At 69.6% G+C, this 17,708-nt stretch carries 16 protein-coding genes and 1 pseudogene; 12 read left to right on the plus strand and 5 right to left on the minus strand.

Annotated features, from left to right (window positions below; translation table 11 throughout):
- Positions 1-40 precede the first annotated feature (40 nt).
- Both AMK26_RS01495 and AMK26_RS01500 read left to right on the plus strand, forming a co-directional pair.
- Positions 41-2,983 carry an alpha/beta fold hydrolase gene (locus AMK26_RS01495; protein ID WP_073751013.1) on the plus strand — a complete coding sequence of 981 codons (2,943 nt, stop codon included), beginning with the start codon at positions 41-43 and terminating at the stop codon, positions 2,981-2,983.
- Positions 2,980-3,837: an ABC transporter permease gene (locus AMK26_RS01500; protein ID WP_198943968.1), complete on the plus strand. Its 858-nt coding sequence runs from the start codon at positions 2,980-2,982 to the stop codon at positions 3,835-3,837. Before AMK26_RS01495 ends, AMK26_RS01500 begins: the two co-directional genes overlap by 4 nt.
- Positions 3,838-3,855: 18 nt before the next feature.
- Here AMK26_RS01500 and AMK26_RS01505 read toward each other — a convergent pair whose 3' ends face one another.
- Positions 3,856-4,596 (minus strand): helix-turn-helix transcriptional regulator, encoded by a 741-nt coding sequence (locus AMK26_RS01505; protein WP_241837761.1) that lies wholly within the window; start codon positions 4,594-4,596, stop codon positions 3,856-3,858.
- A 202-nt stretch (positions 4,597-4,798) separates the two neighbouring features.
- On the opposite strand from AMK26_RS01505, the gene AMK26_RS01510 reads away from it, so the two are divergent.
- From AMK26_RS01510 to AMK26_RS01520, 3 genes are all read left to right on the plus strand, one after another.
- Complete coding sequence (locus AMK26_RS01510; RefSeq protein ID WP_073751030.1) at positions 4,799-5,260, plus strand: anthrone oxygenase family protein; 462 nt, start codon at positions 4,799-4,801, stop codon at positions 5,258-5,260.
- Between the two features lie 129 nt (positions 5,261-5,389).
- On the plus strand, positions 5,390-6,094 hold the full coding sequence (locus tag AMK26_RS01515) for a DUF4142 domain-containing protein (RefSeq protein WP_274536105.1): 705 nt from the start codon (positions 5,390-5,392) through the stop codon (positions 6,092-6,094).
- Between the two features lie 5 nt (positions 6,095-6,099).
- Entirely contained in the window at positions 6,100-6,738 is a 639-nt protein-coding gene (locus AMK26_RS01520) for a class F sortase (protein WP_073751032.1), read from the plus strand.
- Positions 6,739-6,757: 19 nt separating this feature from the next.
- Here AMK26_RS01520 and AMK26_RS01525 read toward each other — a convergent pair whose 3' ends face one another.
- Entirely contained in the window at positions 6,758-7,615 is an 858-nt protein-coding gene (locus tag AMK26_RS01525) for a metallophosphoesterase family protein (protein WP_198943969.1), read from the minus strand.
- Positions 7,616-7,840: 225 nt separating this feature from the next.
- Here AMK26_RS01525 and AMK26_RS38645 point away from each other — a divergent pair.
- From AMK26_RS38645 to AMK26_RS01555, 7 genes and pseudogenes are all read left to right on the plus strand, one after another.
- Positions 7,841-8,341 (plus strand): annotated as a pseudogene (locus AMK26_RS38645) (heparan-alpha-glucosaminide N-acetyltransferase domain-containing protein); the annotation flags it as partial.
- Positions 8,342-8,726: 385 nt separating this feature from the next.
- Positions 8,727-9,293, plus strand: a complete 567-nt coding sequence (locus AMK26_RS37550) for a hypothetical protein (RefSeq protein WP_079277398.1) — start codon at positions 8,727-8,729, stop codon at positions 9,291-9,293.
- A 175-nt stretch (positions 9,294-9,468) separates the two neighbouring features.
- The gene (locus AMK26_RS01535) at positions 9,469-9,678 is read left to right on the plus strand and encodes a hypothetical protein (RefSeq protein WP_073751036.1); all 210 of its coding nucleotides are present in this window, start codon (positions 9,469-9,471) and stop codon (positions 9,676-9,678) included.
- Between the two features lie 444 nt (positions 9,679-10,122).
- On the plus strand, positions 10,123-10,890 hold the full coding sequence (locus AMK26_RS38650) for an AfsR/SARP family transcriptional regulator (RefSeq protein WP_073751038.1): 768 nt from the start codon (positions 10,123-10,125) through the stop codon (positions 10,888-10,890).
- A 132-nt stretch (positions 10,891-11,022) separates the two neighbouring features.
- Positions 11,023-11,622, plus strand: a complete 600-nt coding sequence (locus AMK26_RS01545; protein ID WP_073751040.1) for a TetR/AcrR family transcriptional regulator — start codon at positions 11,023-11,025, stop codon at positions 11,620-11,622.
- A 52-nt stretch (positions 11,623-11,674) separates the two neighbouring features.
- Positions 11,675-12,319 carry a lysophospholipid acyltransferase family protein gene (locus tag AMK26_RS01550; protein WP_338015560.1) on the plus strand — a complete coding sequence of 215 codons (645 nt, stop codon included), beginning with the start codon at positions 11,675-11,677 and terminating at the stop codon, positions 12,317-12,319.
- 28 nt (positions 12,320-12,347) lie between these two features.
- Positions 12,348-13,109 carry a 4'-phosphopantetheinyl transferase family protein gene (locus tag AMK26_RS01555; RefSeq protein WP_143608422.1) on the plus strand — a complete coding sequence of 254 codons (762 nt, stop codon included), beginning with the start codon at positions 12,348-12,350 and terminating at the stop codon, positions 13,107-13,109.
- Between the two features lie 103 nt (positions 13,110-13,212).
- Here AMK26_RS01555 and AMK26_RS01560 read toward each other — a convergent pair whose 3' ends face one another.
- From AMK26_RS01560 to aepY, 3 genes are read right to left on the minus strand one after another with little or no spacing between them, the layout of a single operon-like run.
- Positions 13,213-15,432 carry an FAD/NAD(P)-binding protein gene (locus tag AMK26_RS01560; RefSeq protein ID WP_241837763.1) on the minus strand — a complete coding sequence of 740 codons (2,220 nt, stop codon included), beginning with the start codon at positions 15,430-15,432 and terminating at the stop codon, positions 13,213-13,215.
- A 31-nt stretch (positions 15,433-15,463) separates the two neighbouring features.
- Complete coding sequence (locus tag AMK26_RS01565; RefSeq protein ID WP_241837764.1) at positions 15,464-16,579, minus strand: pyridoxal-phosphate-dependent aminotransferase family protein; 1,116 nt, start codon at positions 16,577-16,579, stop codon at positions 15,464-15,466.
- On the minus strand, positions 16,576-17,664 hold the full coding sequence (aepY, locus tag AMK26_RS01570) for a phosphonopyruvate decarboxylase (RefSeq protein WP_241837765.1): 1,089 nt from the start codon (positions 17,662-17,664) through the stop codon (positions 16,576-16,578). The genes AMK26_RS01565 and aepY overlap by 4 nt, the downstream gene beginning before the upstream one ends.
- Between the last annotated feature and the right edge of the window lie 44 nt (positions 17,665-17,708).

The raw sequence follows: 17,708 nt of genomic DNA on the forward strand, positions 1-17,708 counted from the left end.
GGCAGCCGAGCCGGAGCAGTGTGCCGCTTAGGGTCTAGGTATGCAGATCCGAATTCCCCGGCGCGCGGCGGCCGCCACGGCCGCCGCCGTCGTGCTGCTCGCGGGTGCCGGCACGTGGACGGCCGTCGCCTCGGACGACGCGCCCGCCCTGCGCCGCGAGGACAGAGTCCTGGAGATGCCGGGAGCGAGGATCGACACCTCGTTCTTCACCTCCGGGTCCGCCGACGGCCGTCGGCCGGCGGTGCTCCTCGGACACGGTTTCGGCGGCAGCAAGGACGACGTGCGCGCGCAGGCCGAGAAGCTGGCGCGAGACGGGTACGCCGTGCTGACCTGGTCCGCGCGCGGCTTCGGCGCCTCGACGGGACGCATCGGCCTCAACGACCCGGACTTCGAGGTCAAGGACGTGTCGCGGCTCATCGACTGGCTCGCGGAACGCCCCGAGGTGCGGTTGGACGGTGACGGGGACCCGAGGGTGGGCGTGTCGGGCTCGTCGTACGGCGGCGCGATCTCGCTGCTGGCGGCCGGGCACGACAAACGGGTGGACGCGATCGCCCCGCAGATCACCTACTGGAACCTGGCGGACGCGCTTTTCCCGGACGGCGTCTTCAAGAAACTGTGGGCCGGCATCTTCTTCACGACGGGCACGGCGGCGTCCTCGGACGGTTCGCCGCCCGGCCGGTCCCCCGGCGACGGGGAGACCCCCGGCGAGGGCGACCAGCCACCGGGCCGGGCCCCCGGACAGGGCGAGGCCCCCGGCCAGGGCTCGGGTCAGGGCGCGGCCCCGGCCCAGGGCTCGGCCCAGGGCTCGGCTCAAGGTTCGGCCGCCCAGGGGGCTCCGGCGGAGGGCGCCCGGCAGGGCGACACCCGCGTCGGGACTCCGAACGCGGCGGCCGGTGCCGTGCCGTCGGGCGGGACCGCCGCACCCGGGGCGCGCCGTCCGGCCGATGGTGCCGGCGTGGCCGCCTGTGGGCGGTTCCAGGACGTGCTGTGTGCGATGTACGAGCGGGTGGCCGTCGCCGGGAAGCCGGACGCCGCCGCCCGGGCGCTGCTCGCGGCGCGCAGCCCGTCCGCCGTCGGCGACCGCATCAAGGTGCCCGCCCTCATCGTGCAGGGGCAGGCCGACTCGCTCTTCCCGCTGTCGCACGCCGACGCCATCGCCAGGGCCATCCGCGCGGGCGGCGCACCCGTCGCCGTCGACTGGATCGCCGGCGGGCATGACGGCGGCGACCGGGAGACCGAGCGCGTCGAGGCGCGCATCGGCGCCTGGTTCGACCGGTACCTCAAGGAGGACACCGGCGTCGACACCGGTCCGGCCTTCCGGGTCAGCCGCACCGGCGGGGTCGACTCGACCGACGGGCAGGCCCGGCTGCGCGGCGCCACCGGCGACGCCTACCCCGGCCTGCGCAGCGGCGAGCGCACCATCCCGCTCACCGGCGCCGGCCGCCCGCAGACCTTCCGTAACCCTGCCGGGGCCACCCCGCCCGCCATCTCCGCCGTACCGGGGGTCGGCGGGGGACTGGCCCAGCTGTCGTCGCTCGGGGTCGGCCTGTCGCTCGACTTCCCGGGGCAGCACGCCCGGTTCGAGTCACAGCCGCTCACCGAGCCGCTGCGCATCACCGGCTCGCCCACCGTCCGGGTCACCGTTGCCTCCGACACCGGCGAGGCGGTCCTCTTCGGCAAGGTGTACGACGTCGGTCCGGACGGCCGCCAACAAGTGCTGCCCGCCCAGCTCGTCAGCCCCGTCCGGGTCGAGGGCGCGCAGAACGGCAAGGTTGTCGAGCTGACCCTGCCCGCCATCGACCACGAGGTGGAGGCGGGGCACCGGCTGCGGCTCGTCCTCGCCGCCACCGACCTCGGCTACGCCTCCCCGGCGACCCCGGCGACGTACACCGTCGGCGTGACGGGCGGCCTGTCCGTACCGACCGCGCCCGGCGTACGCACCGAGGCCACCGGCCTGCCCTGGTGGGTGTGGGGCCTCCCGGCGGCCGGCGCCCTGGTCGCCGCCGTCCTGCTGCTCACCGCCCGCCGCCGCACCACCGCGCCCGCGCCCGATCCCGAACTCGCCGACGTACCGCTCCAGATCACCGGGCTGACGAAGAAGTACGCCAGGTCCGCCGACCGGTACGCGGTACGGGAGCTGTCCTTCCGGGTCGAGAAGGGCCAGGTCCTCGGGCTCCTCGGGCCGAACGGCGCCGGGAAGACCACCACCCTTCGTATGCTGATGGGCCTGATCACCCCCGACGACGGGGAGATCCGGGTGTTCGGGCACGCGATCAGGCCGGGCGCGCCGGTCCTGTCCCGGGTGGGCGCGTTCGTCGAGGGCGCGGGCTTCCTGCCGCACCTGTCGGGACGCGAGAACCTGGAGCTGTACTGGCGGGCCACCGGCCGCCCCGCCGGGGACGCCCACATCGACGAGGCCCTGGAGATCGCCGGTCTCGGCGACGCCCTGGCCCGCGCGGTACGCACGTACTCGCAGGGCATGCGGCAGCGGCTCGCCATCGCCCAGGCCATGCTCGGCCTGCCGGACCTCCTCATCCTCGACGAACCGACCAACGGACTGGACCCGCCACAGATCCGCGAGATGCGGGACGTGATGATCCGGTACGCGGCCGGGGGCCGGACCGTCATCGTCTCCTCCCACCTCCTGTCGGAGGTCGAGCAGTCGTGCACGCATCTGGTGGTCATGGACCGTGGCCGGCTCGTCCAGGCGGGCCCGGTCGCGGAGATCACCGGCGCGGGCGACACGCTGCTGGTGACGACCGCCGGTGATGTGCCGGACCCGCTGGTCGACAAGATCGGCGCCCTGCCGGGCATCGGCTCGGCGGTACGCACGGACGGCGGCCTGCTGGTACGGCTGGACGGCGCGACCGCCACCGCACTGATCGCCGAACTCGTCCGGCTGGACGTGCCGTTGACCGGTGTGGGCCCGCACCGGCGCCTGGAGGACGCGTTCCTCACCCTGATCGGAGGAGGATCCGCGTGAGCACGCTGCTCCAGTCCGCGCCCGGCTACCGGGCCGGGCACACCCTGCCGCTGCGCGTCGAAGCCGTACGCCAGCTCAAGCGCCGCCGCACCCTCGTCATGGGCGCGGTCCTGGCCGCCCTGCCCTTCGTGCTGATCGCCGCGTTCGCGATCGGCGGCACACCGGACGGGCGCGGCAACAACCGGATCACCCTGATGGACACGGCGACCGCCTCCGGTGCCAACTTCGCCGCCACGTGCCTGTTCGTCTCGGCCGGGTTCCTGCTGGTGGTGCCGGTGGCGCTGTTCTGCGGCGACACGGTGGCGTCCGAGGCCAGTTGGTCCTCCCTCCGCTATCTGCTCGCCGCGCCCGTGCCGCGCGCCCGGCTGCTGTGGTCGAAGCTGGCCGTGGCACTCGGGTTCAGCGCGGCCGCGATGCTGCTGCTGCCCGTGGTGGCGCTGGCGGCGGGCACGGTCGCGTACGGCTGGGGGCCGCTGGAGCTGCCCACGGGCGGCTCCCTGGCCACCGGTGACACGGTGCCGCGCCTCGCGCTCGTCGTGGCGTTCGTCTTCGTCTCCCAACTGGTCACGGCGGGTCTCGCTTTCTGGCTGTCGACCAGGACGGACGCCCCGCTCGGCGCGGTCGGCGGCGCGGTCGGTCTGACGATCATCGGCAATGTGCTGGACGCGGTGACGGCACTCGGATCGTGGCGTGACTTCCTGCCTGCGCACTGGCAGTTCGCCTGGGCGGACGCGCTCCAGCCGCAGTTGGAGTGGGGCGGCATGCTCAAGGGCGCGGCGGTGTCCGTGACGTACGCCCTGGTCCTGTTCGCCCTGGCCTTCCGGGGGTTCGCCCGCAAGGACATCGTGTCGTAGGACCGTGTGCCCCCATCCTCAGAGCCAGCCGCGACGAGCCGCTTCCGCTCCCGCCCGGAAGCGGCTCGTCGTGCCCAGCGCCGCGAGCAGCTCGCCCACGCGCCGGCTGTACGTACGCCCCGATATCCCCAGCCGCGCGGCGGCCGTCTCGTCGGTGAGGCCGGCCAGCAGGGCCTCCAGCACCGGCCGCAGATGCGTGGGCAGCGCCCCGGGCGGGTCCGGCCGCGACGGGACCTCTTCGCTCGCCTCCCACCAGGCATGGTGGGCCCGCACGAGGGCGTGGACCACGACCGGGTCGCGGATCAGCAGCAGCCCGTTGTAGAGCAGTTCGAGGTCGAGGGGGATGGCGGCGACCGTACGGTCCACGACGACCATCTTGAAGGGGATCGACTCCGTCAGCCTGGCCCGGCCCGGCAGCCGCGCCGCCCCCAGGACATCGGAGGCGACGACCCTGGACAGCGCGTGCCGTGGCACGATCTGACGCACCGTACGGACCCGTGCGGTCGCCGTGCGCACGCAGGTGCCCGCGAGCTCAAGGAAGGGCGCCGGGATCGACAGGCCCAGGCAGGCGGCCGGATCGTCGAAGGTCAGCAGCTCACGGCGGGCCGATTCGGCCAGCGCGGCGAGCGTCGCGCCGATCTGTCTCGTACCGCGCACGGGCTGCCCGGCCGGTCGCGGCGCCTGCGGCGGCGCGGCACGCGCCGGTGACGTCTCCATTAAAGCCGCCCGGCCGAGCACAGCGCCCGGAACGTTCGCCACGGCTGACCACCCCCGCCATCCCCTTGGAACGTACGCAACTCCATGTACGCATGTGACTCCGCACGGTGACAAGACCCAGATCAGCGGTTGGCGAGTCCAAGCCAACCCCTGCGCTTTGCCTCACGGGCCGCTCCGGTTCGCTGGAGCCGGCCGACGGCCTCAGGGACTGACGCCACACGGGGGCGGCTGCCATGATGGCCGCATGCCGACGCTGTTGCTCGCCCTCGCGGTCGTCTCCACCGGCCTGTACGCGGGCTTCATGCTGATCTTCCTGACCGGCGTCATGCCCGCGCTGGCCCGGCTGACCGACGAGCAGTTCGTGACGGTCATGCGGCGCGTCAACGAGTACGTGCCCCGCGCGGTGTTCATGGCCGTCTTCGTGGGCGTCGTGGTGTTCCCGGCCCTGGCCCTCGCCGTACCGATCGAAGGCCGGTCGCACAGTCAGCGGTGGCTGATCCTCGCCGGTCTGGTGTGCGCGGTGCTCGGCCATCTGGTCACCGTGGCCGGGAACATCCCGCTCAACAACGCGCTGGCCGCCTCGGAGGGCGGCGACGCCGGCTCCGTACGCCAGGCCTTCGAGTCCCGCTGGAACGCCCTCCACCTGCTCCGTACGCTGCTGATCACGGCGTCCTTCGCGCTGCTGGTGACCGCCTCGCTCACCTGACTCACCCCATCGGGTGTGCGCTGTTTGCAGTACGGCGAGTGGCGCCCGGTCGCGCACCGTGTCCGGATGGTCACGTGACCCTCGTACGTGAGGGTCGCCTAGCGACCGACGAGAAACGGACGACCAATCGTGACCCGCACCCACCGCTGGGCCGCCACGGCCTTCGCCTGCCTCGCCCTGACCGGCATATCCGCCGGGCCCGCCTTCGCCACGGCACCCGCCGACGGCGCCTCCCTCGCCACCGACGCCGACTTCCTGCGCGCCTCCCACCAGGGGAACCTGACCGAGATCGCGGCGGGCAAGGACGCCCAGAAGAACGCCACCACCGACTGCGTGAAGCACGTGGGCAAGGTGCTCGTCCGCGACCACACCAAGCTCGACGCGGACACCAAGGCCCTCGCCGACAAGCTGGGCGTCGACCTGCCCGTCGCGCCCTCGAAGGAACAGCAGGACACGCTCGCGGAGGTCATGTCCAAGGCGGGCACCAAGGCCTATGACAAGGCCTGGCTCAACGCCCAGGCCGCCGCCCACGAGAAGACCCTGGCGCGGATCGACAACCAGATCACCAACGGCAAGAACGCCCAGGTGACCGCCGCCGCCAAGGCCGCACGCCCGGTCGTCGCCATGCACCTGGACATGGTGCGGGGCGGCGAGTGCCACGCCGCCGCGGCGCCGAAGCGGATCCACGCCGGCAACGGCGGCCAGGCCGTGAACACCCTGGCGGCCGACGTCCCGGTCGTCCTGGCCGTGCCCGCGGTGGCGGTCGGCGGTGTCCTGGTCGCCGCCGGCGCGTTCTGGGCCGCGGCCCGCATCCGTCGCAACGACAACCGCTGACGCCGATGCGCGCCTGGCCGCGTACCGAGCCCGGCCCGGACCGTGCGCTGGTCCGGGCCGGGCTCGCGGCGGTCGCCGTGGCGGTCGTGGCGTACCTCTTCCCGTTCTTCCCGGCTCCCGCGCGGGCGCCGGACACGGGCACCCTGCCAGGGGCGGCCGCGGCGTCCCCGACCGCCGGCACCGGCAGCCCGTCGGCGTCCTCACCGCCCGTGTCCCTCACCATCCCGGGCCATCTCCGTACGACACCCGTCGACCCGGTCACCGCCGACGCCACCGGCGTCATGGCCGTGCCGCCGTCCCCCAGGCGGCTGGGCTGGTGGGCCCTCGGCGCACCCCCCGGCGCCGCGCACGGCACCGTCCTGCTGGCCGGGCACCTCGACTCGGCCGAGGAGGGCGCGGGTCCCTTCGAGGCCCTCCACGACGTGCCCATGGGCACCCGCGCCCAGGTCATGACGGCGGACGGCACACGCCACACGTACCGGATCGTGGCGCGCCGCACCCACCCCAAGAAGGCCCTGCCCCAGGACCTGTTCACCACCGCGGGCACCGCCCGCCTGGCCCTGGTCACGTGCGCCGGCGACTTCGACCCCGACGCACACGCGTACGCCGAGAACCTGGTCCTCTACGGGGAGCCGGTCTCGTAGCGCGGGACGGCGGCTCCGGTCAGACGCCGCTGGGAAGCACCACGGACAGGTCCGGACGCACCGGCCGTGGGCGCCACTCGCGCGGGTAGCCGACGGACACCTCACGGAACGGCACGCCGTCGTGCCAGGTCGTACGCGGGATGTGCAGGTGCCCGTAGACCACGGCCCGGGCCCGGAAACGGCGGTGCCAGTCGGCGGTCGCCTCGGTGCCGCACCACAGGGCGAACTCGGGATGGCGCAGGACGTACGTGGGGTCGCGCACCAGCGGATAGTGGTTGACGAGCACCGTGGGCAGGTCCGGGTCGAGGGCCGCCAGCCGCTCCTCGGTGATCCTCACCCGCTCCCGGCACCAGGCGGCCCGACCGGGGTACGGGTCCGGGTGCAGCAGGAACTCGTCCGTGCACACCACGCCCTCCCGGTGCGCCACCTCCAGGGCCTGCTCCTCGGTCACCGTCCCGGCGGGGCGGAACGTGTAGTCGTACAGCAGGAACAGCGGCGCCACGACGACCGGACCGTCCGGCCCCTCCCAGACGGGGTACGGATCCTCGGGCGTGAGGACCCCGAGCCCCCGGCACAGCGCCACCAGGTGCTCGTACCGCCGCACGCCACGGTCCTGTACGGGGTCCTCCGGCACGGTCCACAACTCGTGGTTGCCCGGCGCCCACACCACGGTGCGGAAGCGGTCGCGCAGCAGGGTGAGGGCCCAGGTGATGTCCGTGGTCAGCTCGCCGACGTCTCCGGCTATCAGCAGCCAGTCGTCCTCCGACCGGGGCCGCAGACCCTCGACGATGCGCCGGTTCTCCTCATGCCGCACATGCAGATCACTGATGGCGAGCAACGACACCTGTACCTCCGGGAGGGACGTGCGGGACGACATGACGGAACGGCGCCGGAACCGGCGCTCCCTCCGCAGCGGTCGACTTCCATGCCCCCTGCTCCGACCGGGCCCCACGGCCGAGGGCATACCGTGAGCCGACGCCGCGGTGCCGCGCCCAGCCGGTGAACGCGCCGGCACTTGGTCCTGTTCCCGCTCGACGTGCCGTGATCGTTCGAGCGCGACGTTTCCCGGAAAGGCGCCGGCCTCTTCCTCGATCGGTCGTCCGTGGCCGTTGCGGTCACCGTACCGCCCGCTGCTGATATCCCGACGGCGCAGCCGGGCACGGAGGGGACACAGGCCCTGCCCGCCCGCCGGCGTCTCGATGGGCTGGACGCGTTTCGCGGCTGCCTTGTCGTGCTGCGCATCCTCGTCGGCAGCCAGGTGGCGGGGATCGCGGCTTCGGCCATGCTGCACGCGGACGGCTTCGGGCTGACGGTCGCCGACCTCGTCTTCCCCGGATTCCTGTTCATCATGGGCATGGCGATCCCGGTGTCCATGTCGGCCTTCCTCCGGCCACCGGCCGCGCGTGATACGGGCGGACCGGGCAGGCGCACTCATCTGCCGCGCATCGTGCGGAGAGCCGGTCTGCTGTACGCGATCGGCATGTTCCTGTGCGCGTACCCGTTCCTGTCCGAGATCCTGGAGCACCTGCGGTTCGTCGGTGTGCTGCAGCGACTGGGCGTCGTGTACCTGGTGGTAGCGCTGCTGTACGTCATGTGCGCCTGGTCGCTGCTGCCGCTCAGCGGTCCGGCGGCCCCCGACGACGGCAAGGCCGCGAAGCGCGCCGCAGCCCACGCGCGCGGCGGCCGCTTCCTGGCCAGGACGTTGCTCCTGGGCGGTTTCCCCCTCCTGTGCACCGCCCTCTGGATCGTGGCGACGTACACCTTCCACAGTCCGTGGCCCGAATGCGCCGACGTCCGTGGACTGGTACCGGGCTGCTCGCTGGAGGCGTATGTCGACACGAACCTGTGGGGTGTCGAGCACAACTTCGACGGGGCCGCGTTCGACCCGGAAGGCGTCATGTCGACGCTGGTGGCGGTGGTCAATTGCTGGGCGGGTCTTGTCGTCGGCATGGACATCGTCCGCAACAAGCCGCGCTACAGCGTGACCGGTGGCGTCCGCAGGCGCGTCCTCGCTGATCGCCATCGGCACGGTGTGCGCCGGGGCCGGCCTCGGGCTGGGCCTGGTCATCCCGATCGGCAAGCAGTTGTGCACCCCGTCGTACGCCCTCGTGACCGTCGGGATCATGACCGCCGGCTTCGGCTTGGTCCTCCTGGCGTTCGACGGCGGGCTGTGGGCGAGGCCCAATGGTCCGGCCGGCGCCGGCGGGGCCGACGCGGTTGGTGGCCTCGGGCGGAGGCTGCCCTCGCCCCGCAGGGGGGTGAGCGGCGCTGTCCGACGGGGTCTCGTGCCCGTGGGCGACACGCTGGTGGCCCTTGGCCGCAATCCGCTGTTTTTCTACGTCCTGTCCGGGCTCGTCGTCATCACGCTCGACTACATCCCGGTCCGGTACCACGGGAAGGAAGGGTCGCTGTGGAGCGTGGGCGCCGAGGCCGGGCTCGCCTCGTGGATGCCCGGACCGCTGGCGAGCATGGTGTGGGCGTTGCTGTGGCTGTTGCTGTTCTACGTGCCGCTCGCGCGGCTGCTCGTGGCGCGGGGGTGGTACATCCGGGTGTGACGACGGTTGCGGGCGGAAGGATCAACGCTCGGGCCGCGTGCCGGGCGGGTCACATCGCCCGGAGTCGCCACGTTCGCGGTACCCCGTGTGACCTGCGCGGATGAGACTCGTTCTGCCGGGGGACGGCCTACGCGCCGGCCCTGTGCTCCCAGCGTGTACCTCCTAGCATCCCGGGGTGATCAACGTGTTGCTCGACCCGCCGCGCCGCACGGCTGGCCCCACCGTCTTCGACGACCCACGCGGCCGCCGCCGGACCCTGACCGCCGTCGGCACGTTGGTGTGCGCGGGCTGCTTGCTCGCCGTCGCGCTGGCCGCGGGCATCCTGTACGTCGACCCCCATGCGCCGGCACCGGCAGGCGCCGTCACCGCGAACACGGCACGGTGAGGAGGCCCGAGCCCCGCGGGCACTGGTGGGTCCTGGCCAGCGTCCTGGCGACTAAAACGCCCCCTTCGAGACCAAGGTCAAAGAAACGCAAAGTATCGTCCATGGCTTAGGAATCATTGATCACAGAATAGGTAATGCGCGTACCTACTTCACGCCGGATAAACTGTCCCGCACCACCCCTGGGGTTTTGCGGCACTCCTCGCGCAGAGGGCGTGCCGCCAGAGCGGTCAGTGACCTGCGGCAAGGCCGTGAGGGAAGCTCAGGAGTACCTCAAGTCCCCAGTCGCGGTTTGACCCAGGCGCCCAGGTGGATCATGATCGATCGGCCCACCGGTGGGAGCGGATTGGTTGAGTGTGTAACTATGGCCATTCCGGGCATTAACGTTTGCAGCAATTCGTGTTAAAGCGGGGGAAAGTGAAGTTTCTTATTCTTGGTCCGGTTGAGATGGAGACTCTGGATGATCAGCAGGTAGCGCCAAGAGCCCTGAAGCTTCGCTCCCTTCTTGCCTACTTGTGCGCCCACGACGGTGAAGCCGTTTCGACCGCTCGACTTACTGAAGCTCTCTGGTCCGGCGCACCGCCTAGAACGGCGCTGACTGCACTGCATGTTTACGTTTCCAAACTGAGGCGGTATCTACAGTCACTGGGACTCGATGCTGCTGAGGTGATAATTACGCAGCCACCCGGGTATCGCTTCAATCTGGACGGCCACGATCTGGATCTGAAGCAGTTTAATGGCTTGATATCCAAGGCCGAGGAGCTTAGATCCGTCGGCTGCAGTGAAAAGGCCTCCGTCGTTCTCAACTCTGCGATAGCCCTTTGGCGAGGTCGGGCTTTTGATGATCTGCGCTCCGTCCCGGCGTTCGACGCCGTCGGTCAGGGCCTGGATGAGCGATACACGCTCGCGCACATGCAGCGCTTCGAAATCGAGCTCGAACTTGGCAACCATAAAGGAATAATCGGTGAGATTTACGCACTGATAGCTGCGCATCCAACTTGGGAAAGCCTCTATGAGTACCTCATGGTGGCGCTCTATAGATCGGGTCGCACGGTGGAAGCTCTCGCGGCATACGGGCAGATCCGAAAGGCAATGGTTCAGGATCTCGGAGTGGAACCTGGTCCTCGTATTCAACGTCTGCACCAGGCTGTTCTTTCTCACGACCCGTGCCTTACCCCCAATCGGAATTCAGGTTTGCTGAAGCTTGCGCCGTGAAGAGTGACGTGCTGGGCGGCACGGCCAATTGCATCAGTTACCCACTGTGAGCGGTGACGATCGATTCCTCCTGATTCGCCCCGGTAGACAGTGCCTGCTCAAGTGGTAGACACTGTCTACCGGGAGGGTCGTATGGGCAGTGAACTGAGAACTCAGCTGCTGGCTAGTGCCATGCAGATCGTGTCGGATGACGGCGTCGAAGCAGTCTCGCTCCGCGCTATAGCCCGCAGAGCAGGAGTTTCGCACGGGGCTCCACTGCGTCATTTCCCAGGACGAGCCGCTCTGTTGTCAGCCGTCGCCACGGAGGGGTACCGCCTGTTGTTCGCAGAGCACCGCCGCGCAATTGACAGATGTGGAGCACGCTCCACCGCGGCGGAGCGGTTGCATGCGGCGGCACTTGCCTATGTGAGGTTCGCGGTGGCGAACCAAGGCCTTTTTGAGCTGATGTCACGCGAAGATCTGCTGCTGCCCACAGATCCGATGCTGAGTGAGATCAGTCGAGCGTTCTTCGAGGAAGCAGTCGGGCTGGTCGCGGGTAGGCAAGCAGAAGAAGCCTGGCATAAAGGGCTCGATAGTCGACTGCTGACTGCTGCATTGTGGGCGGGTGTCCAGGGCTTCACTCATCTGTGGCTTATCGGTTCCCTCGCACGCGCATCTCGCTCCAGCTCGTTGGAAGAAGCTCTCAGCGTCGCTCTGAAAGCTTTCGATCTCGTGCCCGAACCTAAAAACTGAAAGTCATCGACATCAAAGGAAAGTAGTGCTGCTTCACGCTGCGGTGAGACTGGTGGCTGCCCCGCTGGCGCGCCTTGTCTACCGGCCCGTAATCGAAGGGAGGGAGAATGTCCCGCAACGTGGCCCTGTCATCCTCGCCTCCAATCACCTCTCCTTCATTGACAGTGTCGTGATCCCTCTGGTGGCTCCGCGTCCAGTCGCCTTCCTGGCCAAGGCTGACTACTTCCAGAAGGGTGGAATCAAAGGTCGCATCATGGCTGCAGTGTTCGCGGCGCTAGGTGCAGTTCCCGTCGAACGTGGGACTCATCGTGCAGCGAAAGATTCCCTGGAGTTGGCGCGCGGCATCCTCTCCGACGGGAAGGCATTCGGAATCTATCCAGAAGGAAGTCGCTCACGGGATGGAAGGCTCTATCGCGGACGCACGGGGGTGGCTTGGCTTGCTTTCTCCGCCGATGCTCCAGTCGTGCCGGTTGCCCTCGTTGGCACTGATCGCATCCAACCTGTTGGGGCTCGATTCCCTCGAATCAGGCGCGTTACAGTCCGCTTCGGGGAGCCATTGCGGCCTACGCGGCCGGGCCCATCAATCCCTGCCGCGCAGGCACGACGAATGGCAACTGATGAGATCATGAGCGCAATCCAAAGACTGTCCGGTCAAGAGTCAGCCTCTTGCTACAACGAAATTTCGCCGGCTGCGTAGGCGCTGGACGACCCTCTGGGAATTTCCTGTGAAGGGCCTGGTTGCTGGTGCTGATGATGATATGACGACTACCCCGACTGTGGCCTCGAAAGTGGTGCTGGGTGCGCCCCGTGGTGACTCCTTCACGGCCTTCGGCCGCCGCGTGGAGATCTGGACGGCAGAGATCGGCGTTCCGTCCAGTGCCGATTGCCTGTGTTCGGAGGAGTTCATCTCGCGTGCGGACGTGGAGCGGGCGTCCCGCATTGGTACTCCTGGCGGGAGGGCGCGGTTCACTGCGGGGCGGGCGCTCACTCGTTGGGCGCTCGCTGCCCACCTGGGATGTCGCCCCGCCGAGATCGCGATAACCCCTGGTCGGGGCGGAAAGCCCGAACTGGCCGACCGAGGCAGCCAGTTGCGCATGTATGAACGGAGCCCGGAAGGCATTGACTTCAACCTGTCGCACTCCGGGAATCAGGTCGCTGTCGCCGTGGCGCGCGGGCTGCGGGTGGGAATCGACATCGAGTGCGTCATTGACCGGGACAACGCGGCTGACGTGGCAAGCCGGGTGTTTTCCGAGGCGGAACGAGATCTCCTGATGCGTACCTCGCCGGCCGGATACCTGGCTCGCTGGTACCAGATCTGGACCATGCGCGAGGCCTACGTGAAGGCGCAGGGCACCGGCCTGAGCGGCATCGCAGCCGAGCTGCCGGACTCCGGCACGTCCTGGCTCGCCCATGGGGTGCGCGGGGTGGCACAGGGGTACGCTGCCACCGCGGTGGCCTGCCGCGAGGACTACCACGCGGTGGAGTGATAGAGGCTTCGTGCGTCACGATCCGCTTTCGACAGACATGTGTCGTCATCGGTCGAAGTCGAGGGGGCGGCCGAAGGACATTCGGCCGCCCCCTGACGTGCCCTTATCCGGTGGCGGTTTCCAGCGTCTCCCAGAACCCGTTGAGCCAGGTCAGCATGTCCCGCATGACATAGTGGTTGGCGTTCGGGCGCAGTGCCGAGAGCAGGAACGAACGGGCACCTTCGGACGGCACGCCGAGTACGGTGACGCGGGATTCGATGCTGCCGTCGGCACGGAGGGGATGAAAGTCCGGGTTCAGATCGAGGCCGCCGGGCACGAAGTCCTCGCCATCGACCGAGGCGTTGCGCCATAGACGGACCGTGCCGCTGGCGAGAAGGTTGCGGTAGAGGGGGAGGACGTCCGCACGCGGGTCGAAGGCATGCATGCGGGCGTCGATCAGTACGTCTACCGGCCGGACGAACCCAGTATGCGGACCGTCCACAACGACTCGCCCGGTCGGCTCGTCTGGTCGCACCCGTGCCTCGGGGCCGGCTCCCACGTCCAGGAGGCCGTGGTCGATCAGCGCCCCGATTTTCGCCATGATTTCGGGGGCGGCCCCGTTGGCCAGCCGATTATGGTGACGTACGTAGAGGTTCAGGAAGGTCTGCTGGGAGGCAGCGGTCAGCCCCGCGTCATCCACGGCGTACGAGATGACTGAGCGCAGGTCGCGCCAGACCCCGTCGGAGGCCGCCTTGTGAGGGTTCAGCCGGTTCCCCTGGCCGGCCCATCGCTGGTCACGGTCCATGAACTGCCTCATGGAGGTACGCCACTGATCCGGACTCGGCTGTGGGGGGACCGGACTGACGGCATCGTCCCAGCTGAACCGGTTGGAGGTGACGGCGGTGCCGAGGGCGGACGGTGAAGTGAGACCGTCCAGCACGAGCTGCGGAGGCTGTGCCCGGTCCAGACAGCGACGTACCTTCAGCTCCGCGTCCGTCCCGAAGACCACACGGACCCAGTGCAGCAGGACGTCCCGCACGGGCCAGGACACCGAGGCCTGGGCTTCGGCAGCCGTGCGGGTGCCGTGCAGCACCGAGTCCAGGACCTCGGTCACATGGGCAACCGCTGTGTCGAGCCTTACAAGCAGGCATTCACGGCCCGCGCCGGAGGCCAAGGTACCGGACAGGAAGGCGAGATAGTCCGGCATGACTCGCTGCGTCAGGAGCATGGCAACGCCCGGCCCGAGCAGGGTGACGTAGTGCAGATGGGCCATCTCCAGGACCACCAGCGGCAGTACGTCCTTCTCGAAGTCGAGCTGGAGCTGCCGCTCGTCCGCTCCGCCCGGGTAGGGGCTGCCGACGTTGGCCCGGAGCTGACGCACCGCCTCGTGCGTGAGGAAGGTGCCCTGGTGGTCGCCGGAACCATCGCTCGGCTTGTGGTTGTCGGGCCGGGCGAAAGTGAATAGGCCGGAGCCGCTGAAGGCGACGATGCCCGCGGGCTCGGCCCCACTGGGCCGGTACACCAGGCCACCGCCGGGCGCCGGTTCGAACCGGCCGCCACGCCCCTCGGTCAGGTGAAGGATGGTGTCGATGGCCGTCAGACCCATGCCCGCGCAACCGACGACCGCCTCGGGGCCGCAGCGGTCGGGCCCGAGCTCCCGGTCCATTGGGTAAGGATGGACGACGTGGTGAGCGCCGCCGAAGGAGGCGCACTTGGCGAGCCGCCGTCCTGCGTGGTTCCGTTCCGGGTCGTGGTAGGAGTGCCCGGTGAGCAGCAGTGCCTCGTCAGCGGGGTGGCGCTCGCCGTCGGCGGTCACGACGGTGAGCCCGTCGTCGGACGATTCGACATCCACGACCTCTGCCTGGTGCAGGTGGAGGTCGGCTCTGGGGTGGCGACGCAGATCATCAGCGAACGCGTCGAACATGTCGCGCAGGGCGAGCCCGTGCACGTATCGCTTGGGCCAGTCCTCCGGTCCCAGGTCGAAGTCCGGGTCGCCGGTGGCCTCAAAGCGGCGCCGGCACCACTCGTGAAGCGTGGGCCGCTGCGCCTCAGGTCGCAGCAGACCCGCTCCGGCGACGGTCTCGTCGGCTGCGAAGCTCACCTGTGAACCGATCCGGTTGAGGTAACTGGTGCGCGCCTGAGAGGGGCTGTGCGCCAGCCCCGCGCCGAACTCCCCGGTCCGTTCGAAGACCCGCACCTCGACCCCCTGTCCGGGGCCGAGCCTGCCGATCGTCGCCGACAGCCTCTCCAGTGCGTACGTCGCCCGCGGGCCGCCGCCGACGAGGGCGAGCCGATAGGGGCGCCCGGTCGGCAAGGCCCGGCCCGATACGTCAGGGGTGGTCACCAGTTACCTCGTTCAGTCAAGTGGAATGGGTTCAGGTTCGGGACGCGAGGAGAGCTGCAAGCACGACGAGGAAGCGGTCAATGTCCGACTCCGTCATGCCACCCATGGTGGACAGCCGGAAGAAATCCCGGGCCAGCCGCTCCTGGGCGCTGTAGATCACGAAACCCTCGGCGCGCAAGCCCTGATGGAGCTCGGCGTAGCTGCTGTTCGCGGGGATGCGAATCGCGGTAAGTCCTGCCGCTCTCTGTTCGGGCGGCAGCAACAGTTCCAGCCCGAGCGATTCCAGCCCGGTGCGCAGTCGCTCAGCGAGGGCGGTGTAGCGTGCGTGGCGGGCTTCCCACCCTTCGGCGAGGGCGAGGTCGAGCGCGACATCGAAGGCGTAGTAGGCGGGGATGCCAGGTGTGAAGGCAGGGGCCGCCGCCTTTTCCTGGGCCACGTAGTGACGGTGCAGATCCAGGTAGTACGTTCGTCCCTGGGCGACGCCGAGGCTTTCGAAGGCGCTTCTGGCGGCACTGACAAAGGCGAGGCCGGGGGCACCTTCCAGGCACTTGTTGGCGGAGCCCGCAAGCCAGTCGATGCCGTCCTCGGCGAGCGAGAGACGTTCGGCGCCGATGGTGCTGACGGCGTCGACAATCACCTGACGACCGTGCTCGTGGGCGATTCGCGCGACTGCGGCCACGTCGTTGAGCATGCCGCTGCTGGTTTCCTGGTGCACCACACCGATATGGGTGAGCGTCGGGTCCTCGGCCAGTGCTGCCTCGACCTGCGCGAGGTCGAGGGGGGCGGCCCAGCCGAATTCGAGGCGGCGGGTACGGACGCCGTGGGCGGTGGCGATGTGTTGGAAGCGCTCGCCGTAGTGGCCGTTATCGAGGACGAGCAGCGCCCCGTCGACGGGCACCGCCGAGCTGATGGCGGCCTCCACCGCGCTGGTACCCGACCCGGTCAGAATGACCGAGGTGTGTCGCTCGTCGCCGCCCGCGACCAAGGTGGTCTTGTGCCGAACCCGGGTGAGGAGCTCGGAGAACTCCGGTTCTCGGTGGCACATGTCGGGCCCGGCGAGCGCCGCGCGGACCCGGTCGTCGGTGATGACCGGTCCCGGATTCATCAGGACAAGCCGGTGGTGCGTCGCGCTGCCGATGTCACTCACTGAGAGACCGCCTCCATGAATCGGGCCGCTGACTGCGGTGGGCGCAGGGCCGGGCGGCCCAGGCGCGGGTCGGAGCCAGACGAGATGCGGACCCGGATCAGCTGCGGGCCACCGTCCCGCTGCGCCCGTTGCACCGCGGCCCTCAGTTCGTCCGCGTTGGACACGTCATGCGTTGCCCGGTAACCGCAGGCCGTCGCGATCGCGCAGAAGTCGACTCCCGCCGACGCGGTGGGCTGGCCTCCGGTGGACTCGTACGCCTCGTTGTCAAGCAGAATGTGGGTGAGGCCGGTGTGCTTCTGGCGGCCGATGGCGGCCATTGCCTCCAGCCGCATGAGGGCCGCCCCATCCCCGTCGAGGACGGCGACTGAGTGTCCTTCGGCGTGCAGCGCGACGCCAAGAGCGACGCTGGAGGCGCACCCCATCGACCCGACGACGTAAACGTTCTGGGGCCGGTCGAAGTCCCGTTCCAGTTCCCGGGCGGTCTTGCCAGTGGTCGCGACCAGCACGGTGTCCGGATCCATCGCCCCAACGACCTCGCTGATTGCCTCCGCCCTGAGCATCAGGTCGGAGGGGCTCGCCGCGGGTTCGGCGGCGGGCTTCGGGTAGGCGGCTATGGCGCCCTTGGGAACGATGAAGGCGAAGGACAGCCCGGTCGCCGCCATGTGCTCAGCCGCCGCGTCCAGGCGCTCAGCGAATCGGGCGGAGTCCTCGGGGAGGAGCTCGTTGCGGATGCCCATGATGGTGAGCAGGCTGGGCGTGATCTCACCCATCAGCTCGTGCTGTGGCTCGTCCGGGCTGCCGGGGCGGCCCCGCCAAGTGACGAACAGCAGGACCGGCAGGCGCAGGGTGTGACAGAGCGAGGTCAGCGGGTTGACCGTGTTGCCGAGCCCCGAGTTCTGCAGGATGACAACGGGGCTGCGGCCCGCCAGGCGCGAGCCGGCCGCGACGGCGACAGCCTCGCCCTCGTTTGCGGCGATGATGTAGTCCTCGGGATGCTCGGTTTCGAGACAGGAGATGACCGGCCCGAGGAACGAGCAGGGGACTCCGGTGAATGGGCCGAAGCCGCGGTCACGGAGCAGGTCCACGACGATGCTCGGCGCCAGACCGGTTGCGTTTGCGGTTGCGGTAC

Origin of the sequence: Streptomyces sp. CB03234, from assembly GCF_001905885.1 — a bacterium.
GTDB lineage: Bacteria > Actinomycetota > Actinomycetes > Streptomycetales > Streptomycetaceae > Streptomyces.